Source organism: Streptomyces sp. NPDC107562, from assembly GCF_055657325.1.
This window is the reverse complement of the sequence record NZ_JBVKBE010000018.1, coordinates 70,849-89,122: the sequence shown is the minus strand read 5'-3', so window position 1 is coordinate 89,122 and position 18,274 is coordinate 70,849. Positions and strand designations below refer to the sequence as shown.

The 18,274-nt window shown below is 72.8% G+C and carries 14 protein-coding genes, 1 tRNA gene and 1 other RNA gene; 3 read left to right on the top strand and 13 right to left on the bottom strand.

The genetic code is table 11. The features are described from left to right. Nucleotides 1–27: 27 nt before the first annotated feature. From ACZ7LV_RS34570 to ffs, 6 genes are all read right to left on the bottom strand, one after another. Nucleotides 28–927, bottom strand: a complete 900-nt coding sequence (locus tag ACZ7LV_RS34570) for a phosphoribosylaminoimidazolesuccinocarboxamide synthase (RefSeq protein ID WP_471945326.1) — start codon at nt 925–927, stop codon at nt 28–30. A gap of 112 nt (nt 928–1,039) precedes the next feature. After that, complete coding sequence (locus tag ACZ7LV_RS34565) at nt 1,040–2,539, bottom strand: N,N-dimethylformamidase beta subunit family domain-containing protein (protein ID WP_471945324.1); 1,500 nt, start codon at nt 2,537–2,539, stop codon at nt 1,040–1,042. A gap of 318 nt (nt 2,540–2,857) precedes the next feature. Continuing rightward, complete coding sequence (locus ACZ7LV_RS34560) at nt 2,858–4,792, bottom strand: M48 family metalloprotease (RefSeq protein ID WP_471945322.1); 1,935 nt, start codon at nt 4,790–4,792, stop codon at nt 2,858–2,860. A 302-nt stretch (nt 4,793–5,094) separates the two neighbouring features. Then, complete coding sequence (purD, locus tag ACZ7LV_RS34555) at nt 5,095–6,348, bottom strand: phosphoribosylamine--glycine ligase (protein WP_471945320.1); 1,254 nt, start codon at nt 6,346–6,348, stop codon at nt 5,095–5,097. Between the two features lie 201 nt (nt 6,349–6,549). Then, on the bottom strand, nt 6,550–8,889 hold the full coding sequence (locus ACZ7LV_RS34550) for a DNA polymerase III subunit gamma and tau (protein ID WP_471945318.1): 2,340 nt from the start codon (nt 8,887–8,889) through the stop codon (nt 6,550–6,552). Between the two features lie 83 nt (nt 8,890–8,972). Next, nucleotides 8,973–9,067: signal recognition particle sRNA small type (ffs, locus tag ACZ7LV_RS34545), an RNA gene on the bottom strand. A gap of 73 nt (nt 9,068–9,140) precedes the next feature. Between ffs and ACZ7LV_RS34540 the strand changes: the two genes are divergently transcribed. Both ACZ7LV_RS34540 and ACZ7LV_RS34535 read left to right on the top strand, forming a co-directional pair. Continuing rightward, nucleotides 9,141–9,228: transfer RNA gene (locus tag ACZ7LV_RS34540), tRNA-Ser, on the top strand. A gap of 77 nt (nt 9,229–9,305) precedes the next feature. After that, nucleotides 9,306–9,527: a hypothetical protein gene (locus ACZ7LV_RS34535; RefSeq protein ID WP_401674648.1), complete on the top strand. Its 222-nt coding sequence runs from the start codon at nt 9,306–9,308 to the stop codon at nt 9,525–9,527. Between the two features lie 294 nt (nt 9,528–9,821). Here ACZ7LV_RS34535 and ACZ7LV_RS34530 read toward each other — a convergent pair whose 3' ends face one another. After that, nucleotides 9,822–10,457 (bottom strand): response regulator, encoded by a 636-nt coding sequence (locus tag ACZ7LV_RS34530; RefSeq protein ID WP_471945316.1) that lies wholly within the window; start codon nt 10,455–10,457, stop codon nt 9,822–9,824. Next, a complete protein-coding gene (locus ACZ7LV_RS34525) occupies nt 10,454–11,701 on the bottom strand; it encodes a sensor histidine kinase (protein WP_471945315.1) in 1,248 nt (415 codons plus the stop codon). The genes ACZ7LV_RS34530 and ACZ7LV_RS34525 overlap by 4 nt, the downstream gene beginning before the upstream one ends. Nucleotides 11,702–11,925: 224 nt before the next feature. On the opposite strand from ACZ7LV_RS34525, the gene ACZ7LV_RS34520 reads away from it, so the two are divergent. Next, on the top strand, nt 11,926–12,441 hold the full coding sequence (locus ACZ7LV_RS34520; protein ID WP_471945313.1) for a GlcG/HbpS family heme-binding protein: 516 nt from the start codon (nt 11,926–11,928) through the stop codon (nt 12,439–12,441). Nucleotides 12,442–12,797: 356 nt separating this feature from the next. On the opposite strand, the gene ACZ7LV_RS34515 is transcribed toward ACZ7LV_RS34520, so the two are convergent. The 5 genes from ACZ7LV_RS34515 to ACZ7LV_RS34495 form a co-directional block, all read right to left on the bottom strand. Next, entirely contained in the window at nt 12,798–13,586 is a 789-nt protein-coding gene (locus ACZ7LV_RS34515) for an Fpg/Nei family DNA glycosylase (protein ID WP_471945311.1), read from the bottom strand. Between the two features lie 149 nt (nt 13,587–13,735). After that, complete coding sequence (locus ACZ7LV_RS34510; protein WP_471945309.1) at nt 13,736–15,049, bottom strand: glycoside hydrolase family 36 protein; 1,314 nt, start codon at nt 15,047–15,049, stop codon at nt 13,736–13,738. 27 nt (nt 15,050–15,076) lie between these two features. Further along, the gene (locus ACZ7LV_RS34505) at nt 15,077–15,964 is read right to left on the bottom strand and encodes a carbohydrate ABC transporter permease (RefSeq protein ID WP_471945307.1); all 888 of its coding nucleotides are present in this window, start codon (nt 15,962–15,964) and stop codon (nt 15,077–15,079) included. Next, entirely contained in the window at nt 15,961–16,944 is a 984-nt protein-coding gene (locus tag ACZ7LV_RS34500) for a carbohydrate ABC transporter permease (protein WP_471945305.1), read from the bottom strand. The genes ACZ7LV_RS34505 and ACZ7LV_RS34500 overlap by 4 nt, the downstream gene beginning before the upstream one ends. After that, the gene (locus ACZ7LV_RS34495; protein ID WP_471945303.1) at nt 16,941–18,251 is read right to left on the bottom strand and encodes an ABC transporter substrate-binding protein; all 1,311 of its coding nucleotides are present in this window, start codon (nt 18,249–18,251) and stop codon (nt 16,941–16,943) included. The genes ACZ7LV_RS34500 and ACZ7LV_RS34495 overlap by 4 nt, the downstream gene beginning before the upstream one ends. Nucleotides 18,252–18,274 lie beyond the last annotated feature (23 nt).

The following is an 18,274-nucleotide window of genomic DNA, read 5'->3' as shown; positions in this document are numbered from 1 at the left end:
TTCGACCGGGGGGCTCTCCGCGTTCCGCTACGACCAGGCGAGGCCCGTCAGACGCTCGTACGCCTCCACGTACTTGGCCCGGGTCGCCTCGACGACGTGCCGCGGCAGTGCCGGCGGGGGCTGCTCGCTCCTGCGGTCCCAGCCGGACTCGGACGAGGTCAGCCAGTCACGGACGTACTGCTTGTCGTACGACGGCTGCGTGCGGCCCGGCTCCCACTGGTCGGCCGGCCAGAAACGGGAGGAGTCGGGCGTGAGGACCTCGTCCGCCAGGACGAGGTCGTCGCCGTCGAAGCCGAACTCGAACTTTGTGTCGGCGAGGACGATCCCCCGGTCCCGGGCGATGTCGCGGGCGCGGCCGTAGACGGCGAGGGTGGCCTGGCGGAGCTGGGCGGCGGTCTCCGCGCCGACCTGGCGGGCGACCTCCTCGTAGGAGACGTTCTCGTCGTGCTCGCCGACCTCGGCCTTGGTGGCCGGGGTGAAGATCGGGGCGGGGAGTTCGGAGCCGTCGACGAGGCCTTCGGGGAGGGCGAGGCCGCAGACCGTACGGGTCTCCTGGTACTCGGCGAGGCCGGAGCCCGTGAGGTAGCCGCGGGCCACGCACTCCACGGGGACCATCCGCAAGGACGTGCAGACCAGCGTGCGGCCCGCCCAGTCGGCGGGAGCGCCCGCCGGGAGTTCGGTGCTCAGGACATGGCTCGGAACCAGGTCGGCGAGCTGGTCGAACCACCACAGCGACAGCTGGGTGAGGACGCGGCCCTTGTCGGGGATCTCGGTCGGCAGCACCCAGTCGTAGGCCGAGATGCGGTCGCTGGCGACCATCACGAGGTCGCCCGCCTCGTTCCGGTACAGCTCGCGCACCTTGCCGGTGTGCAGATGCACCAGGCCCGGAACCTCGGTCGGCTCGGGCTTTTCGACGAATCCGGACACGGTTCCTCCCCGTGGTTCTGTCCAAGTGGGTCGATTCTCCCGTATGCCGGGATGGGCGGGGACAGCGGGTCGTGAGGGAGCGGACGGTCGGGCCGGGCGGCGTCCGCCGTGATCAGTCGCGTTTGCAGATGCGGTCCAGGAGATTGGCGGTGGCGCGCTGGATGCGCGGGTCCACATGGCCGGGGCGGTCCAGCGCCGGGGACCAGGCGAACGTTCCTGCGGCGAAGACCAGGGCGCCTGAGGGGGCGCGGTAGAGGGACGTCTCCTGGTGGCGCGGGACGCCCTCGCCGTCGGTGTACGGGGAGTGGGCGAGCAGGATCCGCTCGTCGTGGTCGGGCAGCGGGGTGCGCGGGAAGTAGCGATCGGCCTCGCCGGCCACCAGCCCCTCGATCGCGTCGCCCTCGTGCGCGCCGGTCGCCTCCCACAGCCAGTGGCTCGCGTTGCGGACGATCAGCGGCCGCGGTTCGGGGACCCGGCCCGCGTACTGGATGCCGATCAGCTGCTGCTCCGGGCGGTCGATCTCTCGCCACAGCAGCGGCCTGCCGGGGCCCTTGCGCTTGCGGCAGGTCAGGAGGCGGTCGGGGGTGCCGGACGGGGACGGGCCCAACTCGACCTGCCAGTACAGGGAGTTGGAGGAGAGGAAGACGAGGGAGGTGCCCTGCTCGCGGGCCAGCTCCGCGGTGCGGCGCATGTTCGTCGACCAGTACTCGTCGTGGCCCGGGAAGACCAGGCCCCGGTAGCGCGTGGGGTCGACGCGGCCGGCGTGCAGGTCGCGGGCGTCGGCGTAGGCGAGGTCGTAGCCGTAGCGCTCGGCCCAGCGGATGAAGTCGTAGGCGTGGCCGACGTGCAGGGGCAGGCCCGCTCCGGCGTACGGCCGGTCGAAGGAGACGGTCGTCGCGGCGTCGGCCTCGCCGAGCAGCCGGCCGTTCTCGTCCCAGGCGTGGTAGAGGCTCGCGCCGGTGCGGCCGTCCTCGGGGTAGAGGTTGTACGCCTGCCAGGTGACGTCCGGCAGCAGCAGGAGCAGGTCGGCCGGGTGGTCGTCGCGGACCGTGAACGGCACGTGGGAGCGGTAGCCGTCGACGGTGGTGAGGACGGCGACGTACGCGCCGACGCTCCAGTCCGACGGGATCTGCAACCGCCAGGACAGCCACCAGTGGTGGCAGGAGACCGTGCGGTCGGCGGTGAGCGGCGGGGGCTGCACGATGCCGGAGAGGCGGGGGCTGGTGGTGATCTTGGCCGCGCCGTCGCCGCCGTAGTGCCCGATGCGGTAGACGTCGACGGCGAATTCCTGGGGCGGGTCGACGGTGACGTGGAAGTCGACGGCCTCGCCGGGAGCGGCCGCGCCGGTGGAGACGAAGCCCTTGATCTGGCGTCGCACGTCGTCGGCGGCGCGGGGACCGCCGGAGCGCGGGGCGGGGACACGTGCGGACGCGGTGCCCAGGGCCTGCCGGCCGGCGGGGGCCGGGTCCACGTACCAGGGGACCACCTGGCCGGTGTCGTCGAAATACGTCTCGCTGCCGCGCAGCCAGGGAAGCGGGCCCTGGCCGAAAGGATCCGTCACGGCGTGTGCCAGTGCTCCCGACTCCCAGCGTCGAATCTGCTCCGACCCCATGGTCGTTCCCCTCCCTCGGCGCCGTGTGTTCTGGTCGTGCGGTCGCTCTCGGCGGCGGTGAGTGTGCTGTGGCGCGGTGCGGTGCGGTTTCTTCTGTTGTGGATCGCTTGGGGCCGCTTTGGCGTGACCCGCTGTCGCATTTGTACGACTGTCTTATGTCGCGTGCGATTGCCATGTGCGCGTTCCTTACCCAGCACATCACATTACGCACGGACTTCGTCACTGTTCGTTTCGAATTGACCGAAAGCGGAAGCGGCGACTCCGCAGGAGGCGGGGGCAGGAGGGGTGCGGGCCGAAAGGCGGGCGGTCGCGCCCGGCTCAGACAAGACGTACAGGCTTCTCCGCGCGTATCCCGACCTCGGCCAGCCAGGCTCTGAGCGGGGCCGGGTCACCGTCCTCTATGAGGCTCAGGACCCGGGGCGTCAGGTCGGCGGCGCGCTCGCCCTTGACCAGGAGGGAGGGGCCGTCGAGCCAGTCCAGGCCGGGAGCGGCGCCGGCGGTGTCCATCGCGGCGCAGCAGACCATCGCCGTGACGTGGTCGGCGAGCAGCTCGCGCGGGGTGCGCGGGGGTTGCAGGGGGAAGAGGGGGAGGGCGCCGTCGTCCCACAGGGCGTCCGGGCTGGGGGCGGGCGCGCTCGCGCGGGACGGGGCGTGGACCGCCTCTTCGCGGGCGAGTTCCGCACTGAGGCCCGCGGCGAGGGCGGCGCTGCGGGGGTCGCTGGGCGTCGAGTCCTCCGGGTCCTCGAAGTCGGCGAAGTCCGCGAGGTCTTCCAGATGTTCGAGGTGTTCGAGGTGTTCGATGGCCTCAGGTTCCGGGAGGTCCGCGTGTGCGGTGTCCGGGGCCGGGTCGGGGGTCCGGGTCCCGTCGATGACGGTGGCCGGGTCGGTGGGCCGGTCCGGGGCCGCCTGGTCGGCGTCGAGCGGCGTGGCGTCGGCCGTGGGGGCTTCGTGCTCCGGGTCCGGGTTCAGGGGCGGGTCCGTCAGGTGGTTCAGGACGCGGGCCAGGGTGGGGCCGTGGTCGGTGTCGCGGGTGGCGCGGCGTACGCCGAGGGTGTCCAGGACGCGGTGGAGGCGGGCGGCGTCGGTGCGCCACTTGCGGTCCACCACTTCGTCCGGATACTCCTGCCAGGCCACCGGCGACCAGTCGGGACCGGACTCCGCCGGGCCGCCGTGGAAGAGGCGGGCCGCGAGGAGTGAGGTGGCCTCGTCGACCAGGCCGGGCTCTTCGAGGAGGTCGCAGGCGGGACGCTCGCCCAGGCGCGAGGCGAAGCCCTCGGCGAGGCGGTCCCGCCGGGACAGCTCGGTGAGGGCGGCGACGACGCCGGCGTCCAGCCGGGACGGCCAGCGGCCCATCCGCCAGGCGGGCAACGCGACCCGGGTGAGCAGGCGGTCCCAGCCGGCGTACGCCAGGCCGACCTGTTCCTGCGCGACGATCCGCAGCCCGTAGTCCACAGCCTGTGCACGCTCGGCGGCCGCCGCGGCGACCCCGCGCTCCATCTCGGCCGCGTGCTCGCGGCAGCTGCGCAGCAGCAGCCGGGCCAGCCGGCCGGCGGCCGCGCACCCGGTGCGGGTCACGCGGCGGCGGCCCGGTGCCGAGGCCACGGCGACCGCCGCGTCCAGGGCCCGCACGAAACGCCGGGCGGCCGCTATGTCGGGATGGGCCGAAGGCCCCGTACCGGCGACGACCGGGGCGAGCACCGCGCGCAGTTCGCCGACGCGCATCCACCACAGGAAGGGGGAGCCGATGACGAGGACGGGACTGGCCGTCGTACGGCGCTGCCCGTGCCGTCGTACGGGGTTCGTCATCTCGTCGCGGGCGGTCGGCCCGGCCGGTGGGCCGTGAGCCGGATGCGTGCGGTCCTCCAGCCAGCTGTCGCAGTCCGGGGTCAGCGCTATCGCGGAGGGAGCGGGGACGTCGAGGCGGTCGGCGAGGTCACGCACCAGCCGGTAGAGATCGGGCGCCGCACGCTCGGCGATCGCAACCGTCGGGCTCATCGCGGGCCGGGCCCGGGCGAGCAGCAGCGCGAAGCCGCCGGCGGCCAGCAGCACGAGAAGCGCGACCGCGCTCACCGCCCAGCGCGCGCCGTCCCACCCGGCGCCGGCGAGACGGCCGGTGGAGCCGCCCGCCAGCAGGACCACGGCCACGGCCGCGGGCAGCACGGCGGCGGCCAGTGCCCGGCTGCGGATCCGCAGCACGGCCAGCGCACGGTGACGTGCGCTCTGAGTCCCTGTCTCCACACCGATGCCTGTCACGTCCGGACCTCACCCCCTCCCGTCCTGGCATTGCTGGCTGTCCTGGCGTTGCTCACTCCCCCACTGTGGCACCCACCACTGACATCGCAATGCCGGTGGGCCAAGTGCCGGAACGCTTGCGCCGCACCCTAGTTGGGGCCCCGGCCCCCGTCAGCCGGATACGGCATCGGTCACTCGATGGAATGGCTCTGGGGAAAGGTGGATGACGCAGGGCAAGGATCAGGCCCCGGATCCATGGGGGGTCCGGGGCCTGCGGAGTGCCTGGTCAGACGGCTGACGACGAAGATCGGGGCGGGTTCGGGCTAGGCGCCCGACGCCGCCTTCGCCGCGATGTCCGTCCGGTGCTGGGAGCCGTCCAGGTGGACGCGGGTGACGGCGCGGTACGCCCGCTCGCGGGCCTGGGCGAGATCGCCGCCCGTCGCGGTGACGGACAGGACCCGGCCACCCGCGCTGACGACCGAGTCGCCGTCCTGCCTGGTGCCGGCGTGCAGGACGAACGCGTGCGGGGCGTCTTGCTCGGCCACCGCGTCCAGGCCGGTGATCGGGTCGCCCGTCCGGGGGGTGCCGGGGTAGTTGTGCGAGGCGATGACGACGGTGACGGCCGCGTCCTCGCTCCAGCGCAGCGGTTCGATGCTCGCGAGGTTGCCGGTGGCGGCGGCCATCAGGATGCCGGCCAGCGGGGTTTTCAGGCGGGCCAAGACCACCTGGGTCTCCGGGTCGCCGAACCGGGCGTTGAACTCGATGACCCGCACTCCCCGCCCGGTGATCGCCAGTCCGGCGTAGAGGAGGCCGGAGAAGGGGGTGCCGCGGCGGCGCATCTCGTCGACCGTCGGCTGCAGGACGCTCTGCAGGACGTCGTCCACGAGCTTCGGGTCGGCCCAGGGGAGCGGGGAGTACGCACCCATGCCGCCGGTGTTCGGGCCCTCGTCGCCGTCCAGCGCGCGCTTGAAGTCCTGGGCCGGCTGGAGCGGGACGACCGTCTCGCCGTCGGTCACGGCGAAGAGGGAGACCTCGGGGCCGTCCAGGTACTCCTCGATGACCACGCGGTCGCAGGCGACGGCGTGCGCCTTGGCGGCGTCGAGGTCGGCGGTGACGACGACTCCCTTGCCGGCGGCCAGACCGTCGTCCTTGACCACGTAGGGCGGGCCGAAGGCGTCGAGCGCGGTGTCGACTTCCGCCTCCGTCGTGCAGACGTACGAGCGGGCGGTCGGGACGTCGGCCTCGGCCATGACGTCCTTGGCGAAGGCCTTCGAGCCCTCCAGGCGCGCGGCCTCCTGGGAGGGGCCGAACACGGCGATCCCCGCCTCGCGCACGGCGTCCGCGACACCCGCGACCAGCGGGGCCTCCGGGCCCACGACCACGAGGTCGGCGCCCAGCTCCAGGGCCAGCGCGGACACGGCCGCGCCGTCCAGGGCGTCGACGGGGTGCAGCTCGGCCACCTCGGCGATGCCGGCGTTGCCGGGGGCGCAGTGCAGCGCCGTCACGGCGGGGTCGAGGGACAGGGAGCGGCACAGGGCGTGTTCGCGGGCGCCGGTACCGATGACGAGGACCTTCACGGGGCCAGCCTAACGGGAGCGGGTGGGGTGGGTTTGTGGGGGATGCCGAAGGAGGGCGGGGCGGGGCGTTGTGGGTTTCTCCGAAAGGGGGGCGTTCATCGCCGGACGTCAGCGCCCGCCGGCCGTCGCCAGCGTCTGTCAGTCGTCATGCGTCATGCGTCATGCGTCACTGGTCATGCGTCGTGGGTCAGTCGTCAGTCGTCAGTCGTTCGAGAACTCGTCCATCACCGTCGCCCCGAGTTCCCGCACGATCAGGTCCTGGCCGGAGAGGGCGGACTCGTCGAGGTCGGGGTCGTCGTCCTCGGGGATGTCGTCCTCGATGGAGACGGGGGGCGGCTCGGGCGCGGAGGGCCGGGCCGGGGGGTGAGGGGCCGCCGCCGGGGCGGACGCGGCGCCAACCGGGGCGGGGGCGGCCGAGGACGGCTGCCCCGACGCCGGGCGCTGGGCGGTCGTGGTCCCGCCGCCGGTGCCGCCCGGCGCGGCGCCGCCGAAGCCGCCGCTCGCGGCTCCGCCGCCGGAGCCCAGGGAGCCGCCACCGCCACCGAAGCCGCCGGTCGCCCCGCCGCCGCCGTAACCACCCCCGCCGCCGCTGCCCGGCGGCGGTGGTGCCGCGCCGCCGCCCGAGGGGTCGACGAGGGCCTCGATCTTCCAGTGGACGTTGAACTGCTCGGCCAGGGCCTGCCGCAGCACGTCCTCGCTGCCGCTGCTCACGAAGTTGTCGCGGGCTCCGACGTTGACGAAGCCGAGCTGGAGCGTGGTGCCGTCGAAGCCGGTGATCTGGGCGTTCTGACTGAGGAGGATCCAGGTGAAGCGGCGGCGGTTCTTCACCGCTTCGAGGATGTTCGGCCAGAGCGTGCGGGGGTCAGGGCCGCCGCCCGGGGGCGGGGAGGCCGGTGCGACCGGGGCGGGCGCGGGTGTGGGCGCCGGTGCCTGTGCGGCAGGAGCAGGGGCAGGCGAGGGGGCCGACGCGGGCCGTCCGCCGCCACCGGGGGTCGTGGCGGTGGGCCAGCCGCCGGGCCGCCGGGCGGCGGGACCGGAGCCGGCCGGGGTGGCCGTGGGCCAGGCGCCGGGTGCTGCCGGAGCGGGGGCCGGCGCCGGTGCCTCCGTCGGGGTGGGGGGCGCGGGCGGCTGGGCGGGCCCGCCCGCGCCGGGGGCCGCGGCGGGCGGTACGTCGGCCCGCCGGTCGCCGGACCCGGCCGGGCCCGCCGGTGCGGCACCCGCGGCTTCCGGGGCGCCGCCGCCCGGGGTGCGCACCGCGGCACGTGCCGCGGCGACGCCGCCGCCGGGCGGTACGGCCGCGGCCGTGCTCGCGGGCGCTGCCCCGTGCGCGTCGGGTCCGGGAACGTATCCCATGGCGGGCGCCGGGGCTCCCGCGGAGAAGTTCACGCCCCGCTCCAGACGGTCGAGGCGGGCCATCGTGGACCGCTCGTCGCCGTAGGCGGCGGGCAGCAGCACGCGCGCGCAGATCAGCTCCAGCTGAAGGCGCGGCGAGGTGGCGCCGCGCATCTCGGTGAGGCCCTCGTTGACGAGGTCGGCGGCGCGGCTGAGCTCCGCGGGGCCGAAGGTGCCGGCCTGGGCCCGCATCCGCTCCAGCACGTCGGCGGGGGCGTCGATGAGCCCCTTCTCCAGGGCGTCCGGAACCGCCGCGAGGATCACGAGGTCCCGCAGCCGCTCCAGCAGGTCGGCGACGAAGCGCCGCGGGTCGTTCCCGCCCTCGATCACACGGTCCACGACCTCGAAGGCCGCGGCGCCGTCCCCGGTGGCGAACGCCTCGACGACGGAATCGAGCAGCGACCCGTCGGTGTAGCCGAGCAGGGAGGTGGCCATGGCGTATGTCACACCGTCCGCCCCGGCGCCCGCGAGCAGTTGGTCCATGACGGACATGGAGTCACGCACGGATCCGGCGCCGGCCCGCACGACGAGCGGCAGCACACCGTCCTCGACCGGGATCTCCTCCTTGCCGCACACCTCTCCGAGGTACTCCCGCAGGGTGCCGGGCGGCACCAGCCGGAACGGGTAGTGGTGCGTGCGGGAGCGGATCGTCCCGATGACCTTCTCGGGCTCGGTGGTGGCGAAGATGAACTTCAGGTGCTCCGGGGGTTCCTCGACGACCTTGAGGAGCGCGTTGAAGCCGGCCGACGTGACCATGTGGGCCTCGTCGATGATGTAGATCTTGTACCGGCTGCTCGCGGGGCCGAAGAAGGCTTTCTCCCGCAGCTCACGGGCGTCGTCCACACCACCGTGCGAAGCGGCGTCGATCTCGATGACGTCGATCGAACCGGGGCCGTTGCGCGCGAGGTCCTGGCACGACTGGCACTCCCCGCAGGGCGTCGGGGTGGGCCCCTGCTCGCAGTTGAGGCAGCGGGCCAGGATCCGGGCGCTGGTGGTCTTGCCGCATCCCCGCGGACCGCTGAACAGGTACGCGTGATTGACCCGGTTGTTCCGCAGCGCCTGCTGCAGCGGGTCGGTTACATGCTCCTGCCCGATGACCTCGGCGAACGACTCCGGGCGATAGCGGCGGTACAGCGCGAGAGACGACACGCATACGAGGTTATAGGCGCCCACCGACAACGGGATCCGCCCCGGAATCCCGGGGATCCTCGGCCTCCCACGGCCCCGGACACGCGAACGCCCCCCACGCACCCGCCAGAGCCGACCTACCCTTGCTGCCTTCCGGCCCTGGGGGAGTTCAGTCAGATAGCGCCGCGTGAGGGGCTTCGCACAGCCTACCCGATGCTGAGGTGCGGGAACGAGTTCGCGAGCACTCCTCTCGGTCATGTAATGTTTCCGGCGGAGGATTCGCCTAGAGGCCTAGGGCGCACGCTTGGAAAGCGTGTTGGGGGCAACCCCTCACGAGTTCGAATCTCGTATCCTCCGCCAGCTCAGAGGGCCGGACCGTAAAGGTCCGGCCCTCCGGCGTTCCCCAGGGGGACACACCTGGGCGCATACTGGGGGCGATGACAAAGCCCGATGTACCGAAGCGTCATTTGCCTACCAGCCCCTTCAAGGCCCCGGTCACTCGCGCTCCCGAGCACTTCGCGGTGGGCGACCAGGTCACACACGACATGTACGGCCTCGGCCGCGTGATCGGCATCGAGGACGGAATCGCCGCGCTCGTCGATTTCGGCTCGGCGCAGATGCGCATCCTGAGCCCGTACAGCAAGATGACCAAGCTGTAGGACCGCAGTGCCCGGTCGCGGCACACCGGGGCCCGTCAGGGACCCGTGACGAAAGAGAGACCTCCCATCGATCCGACTTCGCTGTTCTCCGCCGTGGAAGGGCAACCCCGCGGCGGAGCCGCGGTCTCGCCGCCTCCGACGACGAACCCGTTCCAGGCCCCTGACTTCGGGGACGACGAGCATCCCCTGCTCGACGGCGACGGTGATCCCGGCAGCCGGCCGTAAACCGTCCGCCGGCCCCGCCCGGGCGTCCGTCGAGGACGTTCCCGCCCGGCTTCTCACGGCACCTGGTCCTCAAGGCACCAGGCGCCGCTCCATCGCCACGGCCACCGCTCCCGCGCGCGTGTCGACGTTCAACTTGTCGTAGATGCGCCGGAGGTGGGTCTTCACCGTCGCCTCGCTGATGAACAGGGTGCGGGCGATGTCGCGGTTGGTCAGGCCCTCGGAGAGGTGGCGGAGGATGTCGTGCTCCCGGGGCGTGAGGCCGGGGCGCGGCGCGCGCAGGCGGGCCATGACCCGGTCGGCGACCGGGGCGGACAGGGTGGTGCGGCCCTCGGCGGCGGCACGCAGGGCGGCGAAGAGCTCCTCGGGGCGTTCCGCCTTGAGGAGATAGCCGGTGGCGCCGGCCTCGATGGCGCGGGTGATGTCGGCGTCGGTGTCGTAGGTGGTCAGCACCAGGACATGGGGGACGTGCGCGGTGCCGTCGCCCGAGGTGAGCCTGCGGGTGGCGTCCACTCCGGTCATCCCGGCACCCAGTTGGAGATCCATCAGGACCACGTCCGGGGTGAGCTTCCGCGACAGGGCCAGCGCCTCCTCGCCGGTGGCTGCCTCGCCGACCACCTCGATGCCCTGAGCGCTCGCAAGCAGGGCGCGCAGCCCCGCCCGTACCACCGCGTGGTCGTCGCAGAGGAGGACGCGGACCGTCGTCATGCCGGCTCCGAGGTGAGGGGGACGCAGGCGGAGAGGACGGTGCCCTCGCCCGGCGTGGACTCGATCGTGAGAGCGCCGCCCACCTGACGCAGCCGGGCCCGCATCGCCGGCAGGCCGTGGCCGCGGGCGGGCGACGAGGACCGGATGCCGGGGGTGAAGCCGCGGCCGTCGTCCGCGACGTCCAGGACCAGCTGGTCGTCCAGGCAGGTCAGCGTGAGCGTGGCGGTTGTCGCGGCCGCGTGTTCGCGGACGTTCGCGAGGGCGCCCTGCGCGGTGCGCAGCAGCGCCGACTGCACCATCTCGGACAGCGGCGCCGCAGGGGTGCCCTCGGCGTGGAAGCGGACCGTGAGGGAGCCGGTCGACTCGCGGTCGGCCAGCGTGCGCAGGGCCTCGGCGAGGTCGCCGGCCTCGGCAAGGTCGGCGGGGGTGAGGTCGTGGACGAAGCGGCGGGCCTCGGCGAGGTCCCGTTCGGCGATCGCGGCGGCCGTGCGGACATGGTCCCGGGCCGCGTCCGGGGAGGCGTCCCAGATCCGGTCCGCGGCCTGGAGCAGCATGCTCTGGCTGGACAGGCCCTGCGCGAGGGTGTCGTGGATCTCGCGGGCCAGCCGCTCCCGTTCGGCGAGGGTGCCTTCGCGGCGTTCGGTGGCGGCCAGTTCGCGGCGGGTGTGGACCAGGTCGTCGATGAGGACGCGCTGCCGGGCGGCCTGGCCCTCCATGACGACGAAGACCGTGGTGGCGATGGCCGCCACCGCCGGGGGCGCCAGCACGACGTTCGGGTCCGGCCAGCCGGCCAGCTTCAGCTGCGCGGCCACCACCAGCGCCGTGAGCAGCACCACCAGCGTGATCGCGGCCCGCGGCGGCAGGGTGCGCAGGCCCGTGTAGAAGAGGGGGACCGCGCACCAGGCGAAGCTCGGGGCCGGCACCACGAGGACCGCCCAGACCGCGACGACGGCCCCCAGCCAGATCAGGCGGCGCGGGGTGGGGCGGGTGCCCAGGGCGGGGCCGAGGACGTAGAGGGCGGCCAGCAGGGCGCTCAGGGCGACGACCCAGGGGGTGAGGGGGTCGGCGGCGTGCCGCGCCAGGTAGCGGGCGAGGGAGGCGCCGAGCAGGACGAAGAACGCCGCGTGCATGACGAGCGTGAGGGTGCGGGTGCCGACGTCCGGGGACTCCACGTCGTCCCCGCGCCCCGTCACGGCCCGCTCCGGTACGGCCCCCTCCGGCGGGACCTGCTCCCGTACGGTCATCTCCTCACCACCACTCCGCGCACCCTCACTCGGCCTCTGAACTGGGCAAACACCTTCAGTGTCGCCCACATCACCGCACCCGGGGTCATCCGAACGGATGACCCCCTCGTCGTCCGGACCGCTCGGCGCGCGCAGCCGGACCGACGACCGGTCGCCGTCCGGCCCGCCGTGAGGATCGGAGAGGCAACCGCCCCGCACGAGGGGTCCCGACCGAAAGGCCCACCATGAAGCGCGCCCGTCTCGTCACCGCCTCCGCCCTCCTCGCCCTCGGCCTCACCGGCGGCACCGTCGCCGCCAGCGCGGCGAGCCCCGAGCAGGACGTGGCCCGGCACCACCTCACGCAGACCACGCACCTCGACGTGGCCGCCGCCACCGAGGCCGCGCAGGCCGCGCTGCACGCCGCCGAGAAGGAGAACCAGCGCGTCTCCGTGGCGGTCGTCGACCGCGACGGCAACACGCTCGTCACCCTGCGCGGCGACGGCGCCGGCCCGCAGTCGTACGAGTCCGCCGAGCGCAAGGCGTTCACCGCCGTCTCCTGGAACGCGCCCACCTCGGAACTCGCGAAGCGCCTGCAGCAGGCCCCGAACCTGAAGGACATCCCCGGCACCCTGTTCCTCGGGGGCGGCGCCCCGGTCGCCGTCAAGGGCGCTCCCGTTGCGGGCATCGGTGTGGCGGGTGCGCCGTCCGGCGACCTGGACGAGAAGTACGCACAGGCGGGCGTCGCCACGCTCGGCCACTGAGGCGCGCGACGGTTCCCGGTCGCCGACGGTGGCGGCGGCTCGCGGCCGCAGAACGCGAGCGGCGCCTCTCGGTCGCTGCCGCGGCCGCCGGCTCCCGCTCGCTCACGCGGGCGTCACGCCCACCGCGCCCAGCCACCGACGCAAGCAGCCGCTCCCGGACGCAGACGGGGGCCCCGGACGCAGACACGGGCAGCGGCTCCAGCTCGCTCACGCGGGCGTCACGCCCGCGGCGCCCATCCGCCGACGCAAACAGCGGCTCGCGGCCCCTGACACAGGCAGCCGCTCCCGGACTCAGGCACGGGCAGCCGCTGCCCGCTGCGGGCGGGAGCGGCGACCACCGGACGGTGACGCGGGGGTCACGCCTCTCCCGGCTGGCAGTGCGGGCACCACACCGTGGTCCGGCCGCCCAGGCGGGATCGGTGCAAGGGGGTGCCGCAGCGGGGGCAGTGCGGGTCGGGATCGTCGCGGTGGCCGGTGAGCCAGGAGTCGCGCGGCGGGACCCTGCCCGCGCCGACCGCCGCGCGCAGGGTGCCGCGCATCCGGGTGTACAGGCGCCGCCGGTCGGCCTCGGTGAGGTCGCTCGCCCGGGCGGCCGGTCGCAGCCCCGCGCGCCACAGGATCTCGTCGGCGAGGAGGTTGCCGAGGCCCGCCAGGACGGACTGGTCGGTGAGCGTGGTCTTGAGGGTGCCGCGGCGGGCGGAGAGCGCGGCCCCGAACTCCTCGCGGCCGACCGCCATCGCGTCGGGGCCCTGCCGTTCGAGCAGCCGGGCGACCCCGGCGTCGTCGACGAGCCAGAGTCCCTGGAGCTTGCGCTGGTCGCGGAAGCGGAGCTGACGGTCCCGGCTCACCGTGAACAGGACGCGGTCGTGGGGCGCGGCGGCGGTGTCCGGGCGCTCGCAGACCAGGCTGCCGGTCATGCCGAAGTGCAGCATGAGGGTGTGGCCGCCGCCGGTGCGGGCGAGCAGCCACTTGCCGTGGCGTTCGGGCCTGCCGAACCGCCGGCCCTCCAGCGTCTCGCGCAGCCGCCGCGCGCTCACGCCGTGCAGGACGCCCGTGTCCCGGACCTCGACCCGCCGCACGACCCGGCCCGAAGCGCAGGACGCGAACACGTTCCGGAAGGCTTCGACATCCGGCAGTTCGGGCATGGCTCAGCTCCGTCGTCGTGGCCCGTCCTCGATGCGGGGCTCGCACGGCGGGCCGGCGTGGCGCCCCTCCCATGTGAACCGCTGCCGACGCCCGCGGACGCCACGGCACGCCGACCTCCCGCCCCACCCGTCCGAACGGCGGCGCCACCTCAGCCCCCTGTGCCTCCCAGCAGGCGGCGCGTCGTCGTCACTCCCCATTCGTCCAGCGACAGCAGGCGGTCGCTGGAGGCCATCAGGCCGTCGGTGGCCTCCACGTGGGCCGCCCAGCGCTCGCGGGTCTCGACGGCCGGGCGGGCCATCAGGCAGTCGGGGTCGTTGATCCACAGGCGGCGGTGCTGCCATTGACGGCCCGCGCCGGTGAACTCGGCGGGATCCTGTCCGGGCTGGCTGTAGTCGTCGGCCTCGGGGCGGCGGTGGGGGCCCGTGTCGGGGCTGACCCGCATCGCGTCGAACAGGCCGATCGACGGGAGCACCGGCGCGCCGCAGCCCAGCAGGTACGCGTCCGTGCCGATCGCCGCGCGGATCAACTCGACGCCGGAGCGGTACGCCGTCAGCGCGTCCACGTCCGCGTGCCGTACGCCGTCCAGCGCGCCCGCGTAGAGGAAGTCGGCCTTGAAGTAGTCGTACCCCTCGGCGCTCAGGGTGCGGAAGACCTCCGTCAGGTAGGCCGCGGCGGCGGGGTGCGTGGTGTCCAGGACGTGCAGGTCGTGGTCCCAGTTGCGGCCGGCGTGCAAGGGGGCGCCGTCGGGGGAGCGTACGAGCCAGTCCGGGTGCTCGGCGGCCAGGGCGCTCGCCGGGTCCACCAGGAAGGGGGCGGTCCAGATGCCCGCCCGGCGGCCCTTCGCGCGGATCGCGGCCGCCATGCCCTCGCGGGAGCGGAACCGGCCGGAGAGGGTGAGCCAGTCGCCGAGGGCGCTCTGGTAGCCGTCGTCGATCTGGACGACGTCGACGGGCAGGTCGAGGGTGTCCATCGCGCGGAGGTTCTCGTGGATGTCGTCCTCGGTGACGGCGGTGAAGTACTCGTACCAGGAGCACCACACGCTGGGGGCGGGCCGCGGGGCCGGGAGGCCGAGCGCGTCGGCCCAGTCGGCCAGCACCGACTGGATGTGCGTGCCGGTCCATTCCTTCACCCGGCCGTCCGCGCTCACCTGTGCCGTGCCGTCCGTCACCGTCAGCCGGATCGAGGGGACCTCGCGGGTCGGGTCGGCGGCCGCCCACAGGCGGACCGGGGTGCCGTCGCCCGGGTCGAGGGCGAGCAGTCCCTCGCCCTGGAAGGCGCCCTCGGGGACGGTGACGCCGGGCCGGTAGCAGACGGTCGCCCAGTTGGCGTTGGTCGGGCGGTACGGCCGGCCGGTGAGGTGGTAGGCGCCGCTGGGGCTCCAGGACTGCCAGCCCTCCTCGTGGACGCGGGCTCGTGAGACGTCCACGGGCACGGAGGCCAGCGGCGTGAAGGAGTGGGACACGGTGGTTCTCTCTCGAAAAGGCGGACGTCAGCCCTTGTTGGCGCCGAGCGTGAGGCCGCTGACGAACTGCCGCTGGAGCAGGAAGTAGACGATCAGCGTCGGGATGGCGGTGAGCAGGGCGCCTGCGGCGACCAGGTTGGGATCGGTGAAGAACTGGCCGGAGAGGTTGTTCAGCGCCGAGGTGATCGGCATGTTCTCGCCGGTGGAGATCAGGACCAGGGCCCAGAAGAAGTCGTTGTAGATCCAGATGGAGAGCAGGGTCGCGAGGGCCGCCATCGCCGGGCGGCACAGCGGCAGGGTGATCTGCCAGTACAGGCGCCACACCGAGGCGCCGTCGACCAGCGCGGCCTCGGTCAGTTCGTGCGGCAGCGAGCGCATGTAGTTGCTCAGCACGAACGCGCAGAAGCCGGACTGGAAGGCCACGTGGATGAGGACGAGGCCGAGGGCGGAGTCGTACAGCTTGCCGCTCATGGTGATGCCGGGCAGGTCCACCAGGAGGTAGAGCCGGTACAGCGGGGTGATGATCACCTGCTGGGGCAGCAGGTTGCCGGCCGTGAAGAGCAGCAGCAGGGCGAGGTTGACCCGGAAGTCGAAGCGGCTGACGTAGAAGGCCACCATCGACGACAGGAACAGGGTGACCAGGACCGCCGGGACGGCGATCACCAGCGTGTTCACGAGGTAGTGCGTCATGTCCGACTGGGTGAACGCGTTCGTGAAGTTGTCGAGGCTCAGGGTGTCCGGGAGGGAGACGTACCCCTTCTCGCTGGTCTCGGCGTACGGGCGCAGCGCCGCGTAGACCGCCCAGAGCAAGGGGGCCAGCCAGGCCAGCGCCATGGTCCCGAGGACGAGGTGCAGCACGACGCGGCCGGGGCGGATCGGGGCGCGGTTCTTCGGGACGACCGTCGTTGCGCTCATGCCCGCCGCTCCTTCCGGAAGGTGCTGACCAGATAGGGGATGATCACGACGAGCGAGATCAGCAGCAGGACGACCGCGATCGCCGATCCGTATCCGATGCGGCTCGACTCACCGATGATGTTGCTGGTCACCAGGATGGACAGCAGTTCGGTGCCCTCGGCGCCGCCGTTGAAGACGTAGACGAGGTCGAAGGCGCGCAGTGCCTCGATGATGGTGACGACCAGGACGATCGTGTGGGTCGGGCGCAGCGCCGGGAAGACGACGCCGCGGAACGTCTGCCACTCGCCCGCGCCGTCGATCGCGGCGGCCTCGCGCAGCGTCGGGTCGACGCCCTTCAGGCCGGCCAGGTAGAGGATCATCATGTAGCCGGTGTGCCGCCACGACGCGGCGACCAGCACCGCCCAGAGGTTGAGGTCCGGGTCGCCGATCCAGTCGATGTACTTGCCGGGCTCGTTGGCCCCGATGACGCTGTTGATCAGGCCGGTGTCGGGGTTGTAGACGAGCTGCCAGACGAAGCCGATGACGGCCATGGACAGCACCACCGGCAGGAAGAACGCCGTCTGGTAGACGCGGCTGAACCGGATCCTCTTGTCCAGCTGCACGGCCAGGAACAGCCCGAGCGGCGTCGGGATCACGATCAGCACCGCGAACCACACGACGTTGTGCTGGACGGCGGGCCAGAACTGCGGGTTCTGCTCGAACAGCTCCTTGAAGTTCCGCAGCCCGACCCAGTGGATCGAGTCGAAGCCGATGCCGTCCCAGGTGGTGAAGGCGAGCGCGATCGAGGCGAGCGCGGTCACCCACACCAGGGCGATGTGCAGGACCGTCGGCAGGGTCGCCATCAGGCCCAGCGTGAGCCGGTCGCGGCGGGTGAGCAGGCGCCGGTGGCCCCTGGGCACCTTCCGTCGCGCGAGCGGGGCAGCGCCCGGAGGCGGCACGTCGGCCGCCTCCGGGTTCTCCGTGGTGAGTTCCGTGGTCATGAGGACGCGAAGATCGTCTTCTTCTGGCGTTCGATGGAGGAGAGCAGGCCGTCGACGCCCTTGGGGTCACGGATGAACTTCTGCAGCGCGGGCTGCATGACCGTGGAGGTGAAGTCCGGGCGGCTGTCGCGGTCCATGAACTGCGTCAGGTTCTTCGCGCCGGCGATCATCTCGTACGCCTTCTTCTGGAGCGGGGTGTACGAGGAGGTGTCGGCCTTGGTCGAGGCGGCGACGCTGCTGGGGTCCGACGTGAGGTAGGTCTCCTCGGCGGCCGGGGAGCCGAGGTACTCCATGAGCTTGAGCGAACCCTCCTTGTTCTTCGGGCTCTTGCTCATCATGAAGCCGTCGGTCGGCGCCTCGACGGTCTCCTGGCCGAAGGCCGGGTCGATCTCCGGGAAGGCGAAGAAGTCGAGGTCCTCGAGGTCGGCCTCGTTCGAGAACTGCTGGGCGACGAAGGTGCCCAGCAGGTACATGCCGGCCTTCTTCGCCACCAGCGTCTGGGCGGCGTCCTGCCAGGTGCGGCCGATGGCTCCCTCCTGGTGGTAGGGGAGTATCTCGGCCCACAGGTCGAAGGCGGCGCGGACCTTGGCGTCGGTCCAGGAGGCCTTGCCGGCCATCAGGTCGACGTGGAAGTCGTAGCCGTTCTTGCGGAAGTTGATCTGGTCGAAGGTGCCGAGGGCGGGCCAGGCGTCCTTGTCCCCGAAGGCGATCGGGACGAGGCCGTCCTTCTGCATCCGCTTGCACAGCGCGATGAAGTCGTCCCAGGTGGTGGGGACTTCGTAACCCTTCTCCGCGAAGACGCTCTTCCGGTAGAAGATCGCCCAGGGGTAGGTGTAGAGCGGCACGAGGTAGTACTTGCCGTCCTCGCCCTTGCTGAGCGCCTTCATCGCCTCGGGGAAGTTGCCGCCGATCTTCTCCCAGACCTCGTCGACCGGGGTGGCGAGGCCCTTGGCGGCGAAGAACTGCATCCGGTAGCCGGCGAACCAGGTGAACACGTCGTCCGGCGTGCCCTGGAGGTAGGAGTTGATCTGCTCCTGGAAGGTGTTGGAGTCCTTGGTGTTCACGTCGACGGTGAGCCCGGACTGCTTCGTGAACGCCGCGTACATGTCGGCGTACGCCTTCTTCGGCACGGGGTCGGACGCCTTCGACCCGACCGTGACCGTCTTCGGGTCGGCGGCCGCGCCGCTGCCTCCGCAGGCGCTCAACAGGGAGGTTCCGGCGCCGAGAGCGGCCGCGCCACCGACGCCGCGCAGAAGGGTGCGGCGGCTCGGGCCGGGGAGGGTGAGACCGGAGGGGGTTCTGCGCATGACGGCTCCTGGGGGGACAGGGG